Annotated in this window: 13 protein-coding genes; 4 read left to right on the plus strand and 9 right to left on the minus strand. The window is 57.8% G+C overall.

The features are described from left to right. Positions 1-270: 270 nt before the first annotated feature. From BUB53_RS20410 to BUB53_RS23390, 5 genes are all read right to left on the minus strand, one after another. On the minus strand, positions 271-1,167 hold the full coding sequence (locus BUB53_RS20410) for a hypothetical protein (RefSeq protein ID WP_143163296.1): 897 nt from the start codon (positions 1,165-1,167) through the stop codon (positions 271-273). A 120-nt stretch (positions 1,168-1,287) separates the two neighbouring features. Further along, positions 1,288-1,461 carry a hypothetical protein gene (locus tag BUB53_RS20415; protein ID WP_229709609.1) on the minus strand — a complete coding sequence of 58 codons (174 nt, stop codon included), beginning with the start codon at positions 1,459-1,461 and terminating at the stop codon, positions 1,288-1,290. Further along, positions 1,458-2,741: a DUF6538 domain-containing protein gene (locus tag BUB53_RS20420; RefSeq protein WP_073037659.1), complete on the minus strand. Its 1,284-nt coding sequence runs from the start codon at positions 2,739-2,741 to the stop codon at positions 1,458-1,460. The genes BUB53_RS20415 and BUB53_RS20420 overlap by 4 nt, the downstream gene beginning before the upstream one ends. A gap of 87 nt (positions 2,742-2,828) precedes the next feature. Then, entirely contained in the window at positions 2,829-3,014 is a 186-nt protein-coding gene (locus BUB53_RS20425) for a hypothetical protein (protein WP_073037661.1), read from the minus strand. A 3-nt stretch (positions 3,015-3,017) separates the two neighbouring features. Then, entirely contained in the window at positions 3,018-3,143 is a 126-nt protein-coding gene (locus BUB53_RS23390) for a hypothetical protein (RefSeq protein WP_268238480.1), read from the minus strand. 159 nt (positions 3,144-3,302) lie between these two features. On the opposite strand from BUB53_RS23390, the gene BUB53_RS20430 reads away from it, so the two are divergent. After that, positions 3,303-4,751, plus strand: coding sequence for a P-loop ATPase, Sll1717 family (locus BUB53_RS20430; RefSeq protein WP_073037662.1), 1,449 nt, complete (start codon positions 3,303-3,305; stop codon positions 4,749-4,751). 931 nt (positions 4,752-5,682) lie between these two features. Here the strand turns inward: BUB53_RS20430 and BUB53_RS20435 are convergent. Further along, positions 5,683-6,705, minus strand: coding sequence for a hypothetical protein (locus BUB53_RS20435; protein ID WP_073037664.1), 1,023 nt, complete (start codon positions 6,703-6,705; stop codon positions 5,683-5,685). A 19-nt stretch (positions 6,706-6,724) separates the two neighbouring features. Here BUB53_RS20435 and BUB53_RS20440 point away from each other — a divergent pair, with 19 nt between their 5' ends. Then, positions 6,725-7,432 carry an IS6 family transposase gene (locus BUB53_RS20440; protein WP_073037667.1) on the plus strand — a complete coding sequence of 236 codons (708 nt, stop codon included), beginning with the start codon at positions 6,725-6,727 and terminating at the stop codon, positions 7,430-7,432. Between the two features lie 426 nt (positions 7,433-7,858). Here BUB53_RS20440 and BUB53_RS22870 read toward each other — a convergent pair whose 3' ends face one another. Both BUB53_RS22870 and BUB53_RS20450 read right to left on the minus strand, forming a co-directional pair. Continuing rightward, positions 7,859-9,649, minus strand: coding sequence for a hypothetical protein (locus BUB53_RS22870; protein WP_159437883.1), 1,791 nt, complete (start codon positions 9,647-9,649; stop codon positions 7,859-7,861). 203 nt (positions 9,650-9,852) lie between these two features. Then, a complete protein-coding gene (locus BUB53_RS20450; protein ID WP_073037669.1) occupies positions 9,853-11,721 on the minus strand; it encodes a BapA/Bap/LapF family prefix-like domain-containing protein in 1,869 nt (622 codons plus the stop codon). Positions 11,722-12,091: 370 nt separating this feature from the next. On the opposite strand from BUB53_RS20450, the gene BUB53_RS20455 reads away from it, so the two are divergent. Together BUB53_RS20455 and BUB53_RS20460 are read left to right on the plus strand one after the other, a co-directional pair. Next, positions 12,092-13,954 carry a hybrid sensor histidine kinase/response regulator gene (locus BUB53_RS20455; protein ID WP_159437884.1) on the plus strand — a complete coding sequence of 621 codons (1,863 nt, stop codon included), beginning with the start codon at positions 12,092-12,094 and terminating at the stop codon, positions 13,952-13,954. A 170-nt stretch (positions 13,955-14,124) separates the two neighbouring features. Further along, positions 14,125-14,781, plus strand: a complete 657-nt coding sequence (locus BUB53_RS20460) for a response regulator transcription factor (RefSeq protein ID WP_229709611.1) — start codon at positions 14,125-14,127, stop codon at positions 14,779-14,781. A gap of 32 nt (positions 14,782-14,813) precedes the next feature. On the opposite strand, the gene BUB53_RS20465 is transcribed toward BUB53_RS20460, so the two are convergent. Further along, entirely contained in the window at positions 14,814-15,242 is a 429-nt protein-coding gene (locus BUB53_RS20465) for a hypothetical protein (protein WP_073037671.1), read from the minus strand. Between the last annotated feature and the right edge of the window lie 448 nt (positions 15,243-15,690).

Below are 15,690 nucleotides of genomic sequence, written 5' to 3' on the forward strand. Positions count from 1 at the left end.
ATCCGCGTAGATCACCACACCAAGCGACCTGAGAAACTCCGCCGTAGTCTCCATGGAGAAAATCCTTCCTGTTCAACAACAGGGATGACCTCGCACAAAACCAAACAGCAAAAAACGTGGGGCGCGGACACCGTTTACTTCCCGAACGATCCCCGCAGCTTTAAAGCCGACACTCACCCGCGAAAGGACAGCTCCCGGGGTGGTTCGGTGTGTGGTTCGCGCGGGCGGCGTCGGGGTGTGTGCTTTAAGGGCCGGGTTGGGGGGTGGTCACTATTCGGTGTCTGACCAAATCAATCCCTTGGTGTCGTCTACCAGCCCCGAGGCACCCTCTATGGTTCGCCCCCACAGACCGCCTGCACCGTCGCTTATTCGCGAATAGTAGCCTGACCAGTCGACGTCAGGTAGCTCGTAACTCTTAACCTCTTCAAGTGTCGGAATAGCGTTTCGCGCACTGTTCCAAGCATTCCCTGGAGATGCCTTGGCTATCTCCCATAGTTCTTCTCTCGTTGGCACACGTTGAGCGCATACTGTCTGCCGCTCATCGCTGTAAGTCGCATCCGGATCGAAAGCCCGGCGCAACTCGTCCATGTCCTTCAAGGTGTCGCATAGGTCTTTGAGCTCCAGTGCGGTTGCTCCGACAACGACTGCTATTCCGAGGTAGGGGATGGCTTCGCCCGCCATCGAACCAATTTCACGTGTTGATGTCGCGGCGGCTCTTCTCGAAATACGCTCGGCAGTCGTATCCACTGCCTCCTTAATTGCAACCTTTTGTCCCCGGTAGATAACGAAAGCTGGCGCTGCCTCACGTAGTTCCGATCGCAGCTTCCGAGTAGTTGTGCGTTCAACCTCAAGACTCTCCACCATATCTCCCATATCAGCACGAAGTTTTCTGGTCGTCGCTCGTTCTGCGGCCAAATCCCCGGTGACATCCGTAAGCTCACTTCTGGCTTGGCGTTTTGCCGCACGTTCTTGGGAAAGCTCGCTGCCCAACTCTGCTACTTCGTCTGCATGCTGCATGGCTACCGTTCGAATGCCAGTCATAGCATGGAATGCTGACGAAGCAGCGCTGTACGCCATACCTCCAATGAACATCAGAACGTTCAGAGATATGGACAGGACGAAGAACGCCACTAAGGCCAGACGCCAACCCCATCTGATAAGTTTCAATGAACTTCCTCCGTGCAATCACCTTCTAGGGTGCACGTTAACCGCCACATTTCGGATTCCCAAGGCTCATGGCGCCCCAGAGTATCGACCCCGGCCAGTTCTCCCCAGCCGGGGTCGTTCTCAGGGCAGCTTACGCGTCACGACGTAATCCGCCAACCACTGCCAGTACTGCTCCCGGTTCCGGAACCCCTGCTGACGTGCCGCGAGGTCTTCCGCCGCCGATCGAGACAGACCGCCGTCGTATTCGGCGATGGCGGCCCGTTCCTCGAACGCCTCGATGTCCGGGATCATCATGACGGGAGCCATATCTGATCGACGATCCCGCGCTTCTGCTCGTCGGAGATACCCGCCGAATAGATGCCGTAGGTGATCCCGTTCTCCGACCGGGCGGACTTGTGCCCGACGAGGGACGCGGTGAAGTGCTCCGGGACGCCGGTCCGTTCGCACTGGGTGATGAACCACTTCCGGGTCGAGTGGAACACCAGACCGGGACGATCCAGCCCCAGCTTCTTCCGCAGGTCGGCGAACCGCTTGGTCACCACGTTGACGGTCAGGCCCGGAAACAGCGGCCCTTCGGAGGGAAGATCACCCAAGAGCGCCTCCAGTTCCGAGTGCAGCGGAACCAGACGTTCGGCGGCGTCGGTCTTGAGTTCCCGCAGCGAGTTCGGGCGCACCCACACGAACCACCCCAGATTCCCTTTCCGGATCAGGTCCTCGCGCAACAGCCCGACGGCCTCCCCGGACCGCATGCCGGTCAGAAGACAGACCTTGAGCGGGTCGTGGATCACGGGGTCCCGGGACGCCAACAGCTTGCGAACCTCGTCGTCGGTCGGAACGGCGTAGGGCGCGGGCCTGATCTTCCCCTCGAAGCGGACCGTCCGGAACGGGTTCTGACGAAGATGCCCCTCGTAGACCGCCCAGTCCAGAAAGTGGTTCACCTGCGACCAGATGCGCTTGCGGGTGCGGGCGGATATCCGGCGGTTTCCCCGATCCGACCAGATCACGAGTTGGTCGAGGCCCATGCGCCGGGTGTCCGGGACTTTCCCGATCAGCGGCGACAGTCTGGCGGTCAGGCTCAGGAACTCCCGTCCGTTATCGCGGGTCAGGGACGTGATCTTCCGGTCCGAGTGCTTGGAGACGAACAGACCTACCGAGTACCGAACGCTCTTGAAGCCGCCCCAGCGAAGCTCTCGCCCCCGCAGGTCCAGATAGGTTCGGGCCAACTCCCCGACCGTCGGAACATTAGTCTTTCCCAGGAACGAGATCGGCCCCTCGGCTTCCAGAGCGTTCCGGAGAGTGGCCAAGGCGGATTTGGATGTCTGAGCCCATGATGAGCCGCCGACGCGTGTCTCCACGTCACTCAGGACGTCTTCGGCCCCGGTTCGGATCTTGCGGACCAGTTCCTCGTACTTGGCGTTCACCTGCGCGGCGCGTGCGCGGGCCAGCTTGACGTCGCCGGTCTTCAGCGACTGCTTCAGGGCGCGCGCACCGATAACGGGGGCGACGTCCTTGGGATAGTTGCGGCGATAGAGCCACGTTTGGCCCTTGAGATAGGCGTACTTGATGTCGGACATGACTACTCCTTCCCCGGCGGAAGTGCCCCGGGGTCATTTCGATATTCGGTTGGAAAGAAGGGTGTTCAGGTGACGGCTGGGATGTTCCTAATCCTTGCCGACCACCGCCTTGACGAGGTCCAGAGGCGGCTCGCCGTAGGTTCCGGCGAAGGGGCCGCTGAGAGCCACGCCGGTCACGCGGTCGTCCTCGACCGAATGGACTTCGAACAGGTGTTCGGGAACGTCATCGAAGGCTCGGATGACGATCACCGTGTCGGGTTCCAGATCGGGCATGGGTTAGCCGATCATGACCAGAATGACGAACACCAGCAGGGCCCAGATCAGCAACTGGTCCTCACTGGCGGACGATCGACGGGTCTTCTTGGCGGGCGCGAACAGCCACCGCAATATGTTGATGAGCATGGGAATCCTCCTTGGTTGCTATCGTTATAGATGCGGAGGTTTCCTCGGTTTCTGGGGGGGAAGAAGTAACCCAAGCTGAGTTATTACAGGAGGAGCATCCAAAAATTTGACATTTGGCATTTGGCGTGTCGTGATCTTCGAAATTTCTGGAGATTATAAATGGTCACGCTGCGAAACATCGACTCTTTTGGACAAATAGCGGCCGAAGATGAACCTGTTCTCGAATACTTTTTGACGACTGATGCGGTCACCGACATCGAAAACGGAAAGGCATTGTTAGTACTAGGGCGCAAAGGTAGCGGCAAGACTGCCTTGGTGAGACATTTCACCGAAACCAAACCTGAAATGCATGGCCAGCCGCTTTCGTTGCGAAACTACCCTTGGAGCACGCACGCAGCCTTGGTGGACAAAGGCGCATCTCAAGCTGAAGCCTACGTGGCTTCTTGGCGACTACTTATCACGATTAGGCTCGCAAGTATGGTGACAGAGCTCGGGGCAGGTACTTATACTGATACGCTTGATGGGCTTAGGAAATTCTTGATGGAGAATTTCGGTACTATCAAACCGGAAACAAAATCAATTCTAACGCTACCTCAACTGAAGGTTGTTGGCCTTACTGTTGGCCCCCAAGTGGCGGGGATTTCACTTGGCTCGATTACCTTCGGAAGCCCTGAAAGAGAAAAGGTGCTTGGCCTTGAGCTAGATAGCCTCGCGAACTCTTTGCTGACTGATGTAAGCACAGCTATTGCTGAACTTAGTATTGAGAACCTGTACCTGCACTTTGATGAACTTGATCAAGGTCTTGATGAACTTGACGACACCAAGAAACGAATGCTGGTCGGTCTGATATTGGCTGCTCGTGAAATTAAGCGCTCGACAAACCTTCGAGCCAATATTTCCCCCATAGTTTATTTGCGCACGGATATTTGGGAGCAGGTCGCTTTCTCAGACAAAAATAAAATCTCGAGAGGGTCGACCGTACGACTGGTATGGGACGAACCAACTTTAAAGGCTCTCATCGAGTCGAGACTGAAATCAAAGCTTGGCGATAGCGTGACTTGGTCGGATATCGAGGATGGCGGCAAAATGCGAGGCTCGCAAGCTAAGCTCCAGCACATGCTTTCTAGGACGCTCCTACGCCCCAGAGACGTAATTCAGTTTCTCAATGAAGCCCTGAAAGTTGCCAAAAATAGACCTGATGATCCGCTGATATTTGAAAATGGCGACTTCAATGCGTGCAGAGAGGAATATTCGGAGTATCTGAGGGATGAGCTATCTGACGAGATTGACCCACATTGGCCGGATTGGACTGATGGGCTCAAGGCTTGCTCAAAAACGCAGACGATCACCTTTCAGAAAGATGATTTTCTCAGGAACTATGCGAAAATTCGGTCTCCGGGCAATCCATATGATGGAGATTCTACTTTGGAACAACTGTATCGTTTTTCCGTAGTTGGATACCTTCGTCCATCAGGTGGAGGTGGCTCATCGTGGTCCTTTAGGTATTCAGACGAAAACGCCGGGTGGGACGCGACAGCTTCACGGCTCAAGGTGCATGTTGGATTGAAGGAGCATGCTCAGCTAAAAGAAGAACGTGCAGCTAAGTAGTATCTCTTTGGTACGATGCCGTGCCGAAAACTGGCCATATGAACAAACTTTTGCGTTTGGCTATTTAGCGTCGGGGTTCTTGTGCGATGAGGCCGACAGGAGAGTTGGGACTCTTAACCACCCCCCAACCCGGCCCTTAAAGCACACACCCCGACGCCGCCCGCGCGAACCACACACCGAACCACCCCGGGAGCTGTCCTTTCGCGGGTGAGTGTCGGCTTTAAAGCTGCGGGGATCGTTCGGGAACGCGTGAGACAGCCGCCTTCGCCGTCCCCGGTCAGGTCACCTGCGGGACCCTTCCTTTCTGTTTTTCCGACCAAACCGCCCCCGGATAATGCCCCGGTCGGGAGCGTCGTCGGCGGTTTCGGATGGTTATCTTCGGCTTCGAAGGTCTCCTACCACCCCAGCCAGGTCCTTCCGAATGATCAACCGATGAACCGAGCGGGATACCCCTCGCTCGAAAGTGCCCCGAACAATGCCCCCGCTCCGGGTGTCTCGGGTGACGGGTTCGATCGGCCCGGCGGGGCCTGTCCCACGCGGTCGTCGTCAGAGGTAGTCCGGATCGGACCCGCAGGCCCGGTACTCCCAGTCGTCGCGCGTGTTGTCCTGCTGCGAGCCGGTGGTCTGGGATAGGAGCTGTCTCCGGGGAACTGGGGTTAGTATGGGAAAGCTCTCGGGGGATTAGGGATAAGTAATGGGAAGAGGAGTAAGAAGCGGTGATCCGGACTTCCCCCGTCCCCCCCCCTGTATGATGACTAACCCGAAGACGAACTGGGATAGGGGAACAGCTTCGTGCTAAGGGTCGACCATGACCCCGATCAACCCCCAACACTCCCGACCGATCGACGTGCACCGCTGGTCCGATCACCCCGAGGTGAACGGGCTGGTGACGGAGGTGTGGGGCCCTTCCATACGTCAGCTATCTTAGATCTTAGCCCTCGGCGATCGGCCCGAACGCCTCCTCGAACAACGCTCGCCGTTCCCGCGCCCCTCTGGTCGGCTCGATGCGGCGAACTTCGACATAGGAATCACGCCTTTCTTCCGGTAATTCGTCCCACCCCATCCAGTCACTGGCCATCGGAAGGACACTGCCGACTACGCGCCTCGAAGCGAGCCCCATGAGGAACTTCAGCGTCTTGGTTAGGCGATAGTCGATGATGAAGCTGTCGTGGACGCAAAGCACGGGAATCTCCCTTCCGACAGCCGACCGCAAGACGATTTCGGCGATCCGGGAATCCACGTTCATCAGGCGGATACCTTGGTCTCGAAACAAGGAATCTTCCAACTGGGGTGTTTGTTCGACGAACGCCGCCAACAGTCGTTCCAAGTCGCCGTTCCGAAACCTGCGCGCCGGATCGTCCGCAGGATAGTTATCCCGAAACGCCTGATAAGTGGCTCTGTCGCCGGTCGCGTTGATGGCAGTCAGGACAAGGGTCTTCAGATAGCCCCGCTGAGCCCGACGATCCACGCCTTCCAGTATCCCGTCGGTCAGGTCATAGGGATCGCCTGCCAGAGGCGTTCCCTGTTCCAAGCTGAGGATGTTCACATGCAGCGCCCGGAAGTCCACTTCGACCGTGGGAACGCCGTTGATGTAGATCGACTTCCGCGTAACGGAGCTGACTTGCTGCCACCAACCGCCGTAGAAGCGACCGTTGGAGGTCCAGTCGGCTCGGGAAAAGACCCGACGGACGAACTTGTTCTCCGGGAAGATCGGAACTCTGGTCGTCTCTCCGGCTCGCCGCCCGACGGTGATGTCACGTTCGATGTAAGGTTCTTCGACATTCGGAAGGTCGATGAAGGTTCGCCGCAGCAGGTCGTTGTAGTTCCGAAGCACCCGACGCATCTCTTCGGTCTCCGGGGTGTCCTCGTATTCCAGATCACGTCCGCTGTCGTCCCGGAGGATGATGCATTCCCGAGGCAGTGTCAGAAGAACCCGTCTTGCAGCGTCTTTCACGCCGCTCTACCCTGCGAGCATGGCCAGTAACACACCGTTCAAATACTTCAGAACCAGCCCTGAGATCATCCGCCTGGTAGTGATGATGTACGTGCGATTTCCGCTATCGCTGAGAAATGTCGAGGACCTGCTCCACGAACGCGGTATAGACGTCAGCCATGAATCCATCCGGTTTTGGTTGAACGGGTTTGGCCCGGAATTTGCCTCGGAGATCCGGCGCTGCCGTATTCAGCGAATGCGGGCCTGGTCGAACCGGCAATGGCATCTGGACGGGGTCTTCGTTAAAATAAACGGCGAGACCCATTACATGTGGCGCGCTGTCGATCACGAAGGCGAAGTTCTTGACGCCTTTGTTTCAAAGCGACGCGATCGTAAAGCGGCATTGAAATTCCTCAGGAAATTGATGAAACGCTATGGCCGGCCCGAACATGTCGTGACCGACAAACTCCGCTCCTATGGCGCCGCCATGAAGGAAATCGGCAATGCCGACCGGCAGGTGACTGGTCGCTGGCTGAACAATCGTGCTGAGAATTCACATCTGCCATTCCGACGACGAGAGCGCGCCATGTCCCGCTTCCCGCGCATGCGAAGTTTGCAGAAGTTCACCGCCATCCACGCCTCGGTTTCGAACCGCTTCAATCACGAATGCAGCCTCTCCAGCCGACAGATTTTCAAACTCAACCGGGCCGCCGCTCTTACTGAGTGGCGCGGTCTTTGCACGGAATAATGGGATTCTACCCTGCCCTAACTGAGACCGGTTAGAATCTGTCTGACAGCACATTTTCCAGAGCTGGGTGTGGTCGTACATGCTGAAATTTGAAAAACCAGCGGCTTGGACCTTCTTCACGACTTGGGCTGGCGGATAACTAAGACCGGGTAGAATCTGTCTGACAGCACAATTCGGGATATGCGGAGAAAGAGAGGCGGACCATGCTAAGTGAGTGGTGGTAGGGGAGGCACAATCCGCCTCTCTGCTGAGGCATTCTCGTTTTAGAGGCGTCCCAGCACTCAGAGAAGGCTTTACAGGGGGGCCTCCTCCTACGCTGCCCTGCAAAAGAGGTCAGCGATTCCAGGTTCTCGTCTATACTTGTCCACCCCTCCTTTCGGACAAGGCCCGGGCGGGCAGAGCCGCCCGGGAAAATATCGTGCAAACTTAGATCGCCGTGTCGTCGGTCAGCCCATCCAGCAGACCGCCACCGAGCAGACCGCCATCGAGCAGCCCGTCAGTCAGACCGCCCAGCAGGCCACCATCGCCTCCGGAGGGGTCGCCATCGGTGATCAGCACCAGGTCGGTCGCATCCGCCACCAGCCCTTCGTCACCGATCACCTCACCAAGCAGACCGTCATTGCCGGTCACGTCGCCCAGAAGGCCACTGTTACCCGTCACATCGCCGAGCAGGCCACCGTCAGAAACAACGCTGTCCAGCAAACCGGCCCCGTCGCTCAAACCTCCAAGCAAGCCATCAAGCGGGCTCTCCGCTCCGCCCAACAAGCCGTCGAGCGGGCTTTCTTCGCCGCCGAGCAAACCATCCGTTAGGCCTCCAAGCACACCGTCGCCTTCGCCGACCAGGCCACCGAGCAGACCGCCATCTCCAGTTAGACCGCCCAGCAGACCATTGTCGCCAGTCAACCCATCAAGAAGACCATCCAGCGGACCGTCACCACCCGGATCGTCACCCGGCATATCGCTTTCGCCGAGAACACCGGTCCCGATCAGGTCACCGATCAAGCCATCGGACCCAGTGACATCGCCCAGCACGCCAGTGTTGAGCAGCAGGTCGCCCAGAAGCCCGTCGGAGCCTGTCAGTTCGCCCAGCACACCTGCGTTCCCCGTCAGGTCGCCCAGAAGGCCCGTATCCGACACGACGCCATCCAGCAGACCGGTTTCGTCTCCCTGGACCCCGTCACCGAGAATCGGCTGACCGAACAGATCATCGCCAAGATCACCAAGCACTCCGTCGGCGCCGAGCAGACCGCCCAGCAATCCCTCCGACCCGGTCAGGTTGCCCAGCGGAGCACCATCACCGGTAATACCTGCCAGCAATCCTCCAGCACCAATCACCGGATCGAGTACCCCCTGCTGATCCGCATCGGCGTCAGCATCCGCATCGGCATCCGCGTCGGCGTCAGCATCCGCGTCCGCATCGGCGTCAGCATCAGCATCCGCGTCGGCATCCGCATCCGCATCAGCATCAGCATCTGCGTCCGCATCCGCATCGGCGTCAGCATCGGCATCGGCATCCGCGTCCGCATCTGCATCCGCGTCCGCATCTGCATCCGCGTCAGCATCCGCATCTGCATCGGCGTCAGCATCCGCATCTGCATCGGCGTCAGCATCCGCATCTGCATCGGCGTCAGCATCCGCATCTGCATCGGCGTCAGCATCCGCATCCGCGTCGGCATCCGCATCTGCATCTGCATCCGCATCTGCATCTGCATCGGCGTCAGCATCTGCGTCAGCATCCGCATCCGCATCCGCGTCAGCGTCAGCATCTCCGTCCGCGTCGGCATCAGCGTCGGCATCCGCATCTGCGTCAGCATCGGCATCTGTGTCGAAATAAACCTGTCCGCTACTCCCGCCACCACTGGTCGCAATTGCCGCAATGCCAAGCGCACCGAGTGCGGCAGCAGCGATACCTTCTTCGGAGAAACCGGCACCAAGACCGCCACCTTCCGTTGGATCGCCATCGACGACCGGGCCATTGCTGTAAACAATACTGTGTAACGAGCCGTTCTCCGTCGGAACGTAATAGCCCTGCACCGTCACAGTATCCCCCGTGCCCAGGTCGATTACCAGGTCATCACCGGATCGAGTGTATTTCTCTTGCCCCGTCTGATCGACATTCAGGAAAACTCGCACCTCATTCTGAGATGCTTGAACTATTCTATTCGCCACTGTTCCACTCCTTTCTTCATCCCCCTTCGCACAGCCCCCATAATACATTCTTAAGTCTGTACAAAAGACTTAAGTATGTATTTGATGTCTTTAAGTCTTAAAAGTCAAGCCGCGCGCATAGGGTATCCGTGGAAATGTAAATTTCGCCGGGTATTTTCTTCGCTGTTCCAGGCAAAAATGTCCGGCATACCATGCAACAAGAAACGCCCCGCCAAAGGCAGGGCGTTAAAGTTCCGATGCGGTTGTCTGGATCAGATGAGGGCGTCTTCACCCCCGAGAAGACCTCCAAGCAAGCCGCCTTCCCCTCCCAGAAGACTATCTGCAAACCCATCGAGAAGCCCGCCGGTTGCCGATGAATCGCCGTCCGTAAGCAGAACGAGATCTGTCGCCTCCGTGACCAGCCCTTCGTCACCGATCACGTCGCCGAGCACACCGTCATTGCCAGTCACATCGCCCAGCAGGCCAGTATTGCCGGTCACGTCACCAAGTATTCCGCCATCGGCAAGTACAGGATCGAGCAGCCCTTCCTGCTCGCTCCCTGGCAAGACACCAGTCAGACCTCCAAGCAAGCCATCCTCGCCGCCGACCAGACCACCAAGCAGCCCTTCGTCACCAAGCGCGCCACCGAGCAGCCCCTCATCACCGAGGACACCACCCAGCAGACCTTCGTTACCACCGACCAGACCTCCAAGCAGCCCTTCGTCACCAAGCGCGCCACCGAGCAGCCCCTCATCACCGAGGACACCACCCAGCAGACCTTCGTCACCACCGACCAGACCACCAAGCAGCCCTTCGTCACCAAGCGCGCCACCGAGCAGCCCCTCATCACCGAGGACGCCGCCCAGCAGTCCTTCGTCACCGCCGACCAGACCTCCAAGCAACCCTTCATCGCCAAGGACGCCGCCGAGCAGTCCCTCGTCACCGAGGACACCGCCCAGCAGGCCTTCGTCACCGCCGACCAGACCTCCAAGCAGCCCTTCGTCGCCAAGGACGCCACCCAGCAGCCCCTCGTCACCGAGGACACCGCCCAGCAGGCCTTCGTCACCGCCGACCAGACCTCCAAGCAGCCCTTCGTCACCAAGGACGCCACCCAGCAGCCCCTCGTCACCGAGGACACCGCCCAGCAGGCCTTCGTCGCCGGTCACCGCCCCCAACAGACCGTCGTCAGCCAGAACGCCTCCGACAAGACCATCCTCGGACAGCAAGCTGCCAATCAGGCCATTGTTTCCGAAAAGACCGCCGACGAGGCTGTCACCACCCAGCAAACCGCCGATCAAACCATCCTCGGCCAAAAGCCCGCCGACGAGACCATCGTCCACCAGAAGGCTCCCGACGAGACCATTCTCAGTCAACAAACTGCCGACCAGACCGTCAGAACCAAGCAACCCTGAAGTTAAGCCCGTACTTCCAAGTAGTCCGCCCAGAAGGGAGTTCTCGCCGAGCAATCCGTCGGTTACGCTGGCCAGCGGATCGTCAGACGTGGACCCGTCTCCGATCAAACCGGCACCAAGAAGCGACCCGACGAGGCCATCGCCCCCGGTAACCGCACTCAGCAGGCCGTCGTCACCTGCAACCATGCCAAGTAAACCTTCGGATCCGGTTATGGCAGCCAGGCCACCTTCATTACCCGTGACAGCACCAAGGATACCGTTATCGGCAATCACCGAATCAAGTATCCCAGTTGTTTGTTCGGGTTCCGGATCGGGTTCGGGTTCCGGATCGGGATCGGGATCCGGGTCCGGATTGGGTTCCGGATTAAGATTGACAGGGATGTTGTCATCATCGTCGTCCAGATAGGATGCCAGCGCTACCCCACCGATCCCCGCTGCGGCCGCAAGACCAGCGCCAAGACTGTCAATCGCGAAACCTTGCCCAAGGCCGGCAGCAGTCTCTTCACCGACAATGCCTTCAATTCCACTGTAAGTACCATCTGCATAGATAAGACGGTGCGCTTCACCATTCGCTGCTTCGTTATAAAAATCACTGATACGAATCTCATCACCGTTGGTTAATTCAACCGCCAGATCGTCTCCGGATCTCACGAAACGACGCACGTTATCTTTGCTTACCGGAATCTGAACGTCCACGGCATCCCCCGCCACCAGTCCACTCACTGCCATTTCTCTACATCCTTTTTCAAACGGCCCCCTGAGGCCAGAATCACAAACTTAGGAATGTTTCACCTGAAAGGTTCATATCAAAGGTATGTAGTATTATCAAACTTTTGATTGTTTCACATTCTTTTTATTATTGAATTACAGCCAAAACCATGCGGACATCCCCGAGCTACGGCAGGCTCTCTTCTCAGGAGAGAGAACTCGGAGACATTGAATCTACGATGCCGAGTGCCATACCATTGCGATGCAGGGCGTCCGGCTCATGCTAAAAAACCCAGGATGAAAGCATGCACGTTCGATGACGACTGAGCCTTCCCTACCGTCCACACACTCGGGCGTTGCCACGCGACCGATCATTCAAACCATCGCACGGATGATCGCGACGGACCGCCGTCCGTCCTTGTTGGCCAGCGAAAGCGGAAAGGTGTTGCTGGCCAACACGCCCGCGCAAAGGCTCAAACTCGATCAAGACCGGCTTCGTAAGGCACTGGACTGGCCCATGCTTTGCAAGCAGGCACATCGGGCCGGGAGCACGGCAGCCTCATTCTCACTCGGTTCAATGGAGCTGGAAGGAGAAGTCGTGCATCTCTCTCTCGACGGCCGTGATGGCTACCTGTTGCGACTGGCCGAGAATGACCACGAGGCATCCTGGCTCCGCAACCGGTCCCGTGCCGCCATGTTGATGCGCGTGGCGCATGACCTGCGAACGCCGATCCAGTCCCTGCTTGCGACTGCTGAAAAGGTGCTCGACGAGGGCGAACAAAGCACCGCCGCCGAAAAAGAACAGGCCCGGCAACAACTTCGACAATCCTCCGAATTAGCCCTTGATCACATCAGCAATGTGCTCGGCGTTATTCGCGGCGACAAGAGTCTGGCCGGCATCCGTCCCGACGAGACATTCAACATCACGGAAGAATTGCGCTCGCTGGTGATGATGATTGGCCCCATTGCGCGCCAACGGAAGGTGGCCCTGAAACTGTGGCTCGACCCTCACGAGGATACATGGGTGCACGGGCCGGTGCGGTTCGTGCGGGCGCTGTTCCAGAACATAATAGATAACTCTGCCAAGTACGGCGGCACCGAGGTGGAGATCGGCCTGACCTGCCGCCCTCTGTCCTCGCCAGACGAGCAGGACGAAAGCGTCAAGATCACGCTTACGGTAAAGGATCTGGGCGGCGGCCTGCCCCCCGAGCAGAAAGCCCGCCTGTTCGAAGCTCTCGATCAATCCGGAAAACTGAAGGAACGCGCCACATCCGGGCACCCCTCTGCGGGGCTCAATGTTTTGGCCCATGCACTGCATCAGCTCGGCGGCAAACTCGACCTCTCCGACCGGTATGCACAAAGCGACAAGACAAGGAGCGATGCCAGCAACGACGTGATTGGCACCGTGATCACGGTCACCTTGAACTTGCAGAAAGGTGAAAGAATCAGCCCACTTTATGATCCCGAGCGGGCTCTTCCCCTCCAGGATGCCCCGCTGAGCGGGCGTTCCATCATTCTGGTCGAGGATAGCCCGTCCAGCCGCGACTGGCTCACGCACATCCTCAGGAACGCGGGCGCACAGGTCTGGGCGGCGGGAAACGGGATCGAGGCGCTCTCCCTGCTCATCCGCCCGGAGATCCGGGACCGGCTGGACCTGATCCTCACCGACATGACGTTGCCCTACATGTCCGGCCTCGAATTCGCGGAACGCGTGCGCCAGTCTGAACAGACGCCCTGGACCGGCCCGATCGTCGCACTGACCGCACATGTGGCCGACGAGGTCGTCTCGGCCTGTCATGCGGCTGGAATTGTCGAGGTGCTTGAGAAGCCGATTCGCCCATCCCACCTGCGCAGCGCAATTCTTGCCGCGCTCAATACGCCAAGCGCCCCGGCAGAACCCGCCCCTGCCCCACAAAAGCCTGTTTCGAACAAAGACGATCTGCTCAATGACTACATCGTCAGCGATCTCCTGTCGCAACTCGGCGCGGACGGCGCGGTTTCTTTTATGCGACGCGCGCTTGATGAGGCCGCCGGTGTTTTGTCCCGGGTCCGTGAAGAAGGAAGCGGGGTCGATACGGGCCGTATGCTTCATGCAGCAACCGGTGCATGCACCCTGACGGGCCTCTCGGCGGTCGAGACCTGCCTGAGAGACATGGAGCATGCGTTCAACAACGGCAGGTCACTTGAGGCATGTCAAAGTCATCTGGAAAACGCTCTTTTAGAAACAAGAAAGGCGATAGAAGCGCTGACATAAATTCCTGGTGCCAAGCAGAGCCCGAAAGTGCGCCCGGATATAATTGCACCAGGGACAGTGCATACATTTTTAATGCGTTGTTCGGTCCTGGCATATAGTATTTGCTGCTGCTCAGCCGCATGGCATGCTTGCGACATAGGACGTTTGCAACAGTAAAAAGGAAGAAGCGCGTGACGACAGCCCAGCCTTCTGGTTCACTCCAGCCGGAGATCATTCGTGTTTTAATTGCCGACGACCATGCCCTGGTGCTCGAAATGTTCGAGCATTTTTTCTCCAATCAGCCGGATTTCGAGGTCACGACCGCACCGGATCTCGACGCGGCGTTGTCGATCATGGACAGTAATGGGCCATTCGATCTCGTTCTGGTCGATCTCAACATGCCGGGCATGAACGGCACCGCCGGGCTTGGCCAGGCCATGGAAAAGAACGAAGGGCGGCCAACCGGCCTTCTCACCAGCGACCCCTCGGCTCAAGTGATCTCCGAAATCCTCCAGATGGGCAGTTCCGGAGTGATCCTCAAAACAGCGTCGCTCAAAGACCTCGCCAACGAGATCCGCTTCATGGCCAACGGCGGGCGTTACGTCCCGGTGGAGCTTATCGACCAACAAAAACTGAAGTCGCGCGGCACGACGAAATCACCTCTCTCGGATCGCGAAATGGACGTCTTGGGATTGCTGACAGAAGGACGCCAGAATCGCGAAATCGCCGAGGCACTCTCGCTTGCCGAGGCCACGGTCAAGATGCATGTTAAATCGATCTGCACGAAACTTGGCGCCAGCAACCGGACACAAGCAGTCATCGTGGCACGGGACATGAATTACATCTGAAGCCGACCGAACCCACGCCCACTTGGCCTGCATCAGTTCAGCGTGACGAGTTTACCGACAATCGCTCCCACATCAGGCGTGGCCGGCAATGTATCGTCGCACAGTCCCAGCGACAGAAGAACGGAGTCGCCCTCACACATCTCGCTTTCGACCCCGACAATAAGAATATCAGGATACATCCGACGGGCCCACAGGCAGATATCGGCGGCATCTTCGGGAAAACCAAAGAAATCCTCGTCAATGATCAGGACATCGAGCGGCACCTGACATTGACGCATAAGGCCCAGCACCCGATCGGCATCTTCCCCGCGCACAAGCCACATGCGAAACTCTTGGCTGGGATGGCTCAATTCGTATGGCAGGTGATCCCAATCGAGCAGGGCAAGCACCCTACGCTCCTCGTTCGGAGAAGCCTTGGCAACGGGAACTGCGGACTCCGCTTGGAAATCTTGCAACAACATGTGAGATTCCTCTTCTGATCTTTCCTGCCACGAACTCTCTGTAAATTCCTGGCCTGAACGGGGCATCGACCGGGTATTCCAATTGCGCGAGACCATTGGAATTCGACGCCTGGATGTGCAGGCTTCCAGAAATGGCAGCATCCCGGTTCACCCGCAGGAACTTGATGACGTCTGCTGCATAACTGTTCGTCTGTTTCATCTCCCGATCCATGCGATGAAAGATGCGGTCTTCAAGACTGGAAACCTTTGTATTTCGAAGATGTTTTCGTTCTGTGTGAAACCATGACATTTTGCTACCAACTTCCCTCTTCGACCTTCGGATATCCCCAGCACCGAAACAAATTGCGCAACTCCCCGCAAAAATCGGCAAACTTATCCGATATACCTAAATACATACTTTTAGCATGTATACATTCTTTTGGCTATAATTTTGTCATTATAATATCTT

Origin of the sequence: Roseovarius pacificus (assembly GCF_900142665.1) — a bacterium.
In the GTDB taxonomy this organism is placed as follows: Bacteria; Pseudomonadota; Alphaproteobacteria; order Rhodobacterales; family Rhodobacteraceae; genus Roseovarius; species Roseovarius pacificus.

What these genes read in the sequence shown, in the direction of transcription:
- BUB53_RS20430 (WP_073037662.1), top strand. Translation starts at nt 3,303, where the DNA reads ATGGTCACGCTGCGAAACATCGACTCTTTTGGACAAATAGCGGCCGAA.
- BUB53_RS20420 (WP_073037659.1), bottom strand. Translation starts at nt 2,741, where the DNA reads ATGTCCGACATCAAGTACGCCTATCTCAAGGGCCAAACGTGGCTCTAT.
- BUB53_RS20425 (WP_073037661.1), bottom strand. Translation starts at nt 3,014, where the DNA reads ATGCCCGATCTGGAACCCGACACGGTGATCGTCATCCGAGCCTTCGAT.
- BUB53_RS20465 (WP_073037671.1), bottom strand. Translation starts at nt 15,242, where the DNA reads ATGTTGTTGCAAGATTTCCAAGCGGAGTCCGCAGTTCCCGTTGCCAAG.
- BUB53_RS23390 (WP_268238480.1), bottom strand. Translation starts at nt 3,143, where the DNA reads ATGCTCATCAACATATTGCGGTGGCTGTTCGCGCCCGCCAAGAAGACC.
- BUB53_RS20455 (WP_159437884.1), top strand. Translation starts at nt 12,092, where the DNA reads ATGATCGCGACGGACCGCCGTCCGTCCTTGTTGGCCAGCGAAAGCGGA.
- BUB53_RS20440 (WP_073037667.1), top strand. Translation starts at nt 6,725, where the DNA reads ATGGCCAGTAACACACCGTTCAAATACTTCAGAACCAGCCCTGAGATC.
- BUB53_RS20450 (WP_073037669.1), bottom strand. Translation starts at nt 11,721, where the DNA reads ATGGCAGTGAGTGGACTGGTGGCGGGGGATGCCGTGGACGTTCAGATT.
- BUB53_RS22870 (WP_159437883.1), bottom strand. Translation starts at nt 9,649, where the DNA reads ATGTATTATGGGGGCTGTGCGAAGGGGGATGAAGAAAGGAGTGGAACA.
- BUB53_RS20415 (WP_229709609.1), bottom strand. Translation starts at nt 1,461, where the DNA reads ATGATGATCCCGGACATCGAGGCGTTCGAGGAACGGGCCGCCATCGCC.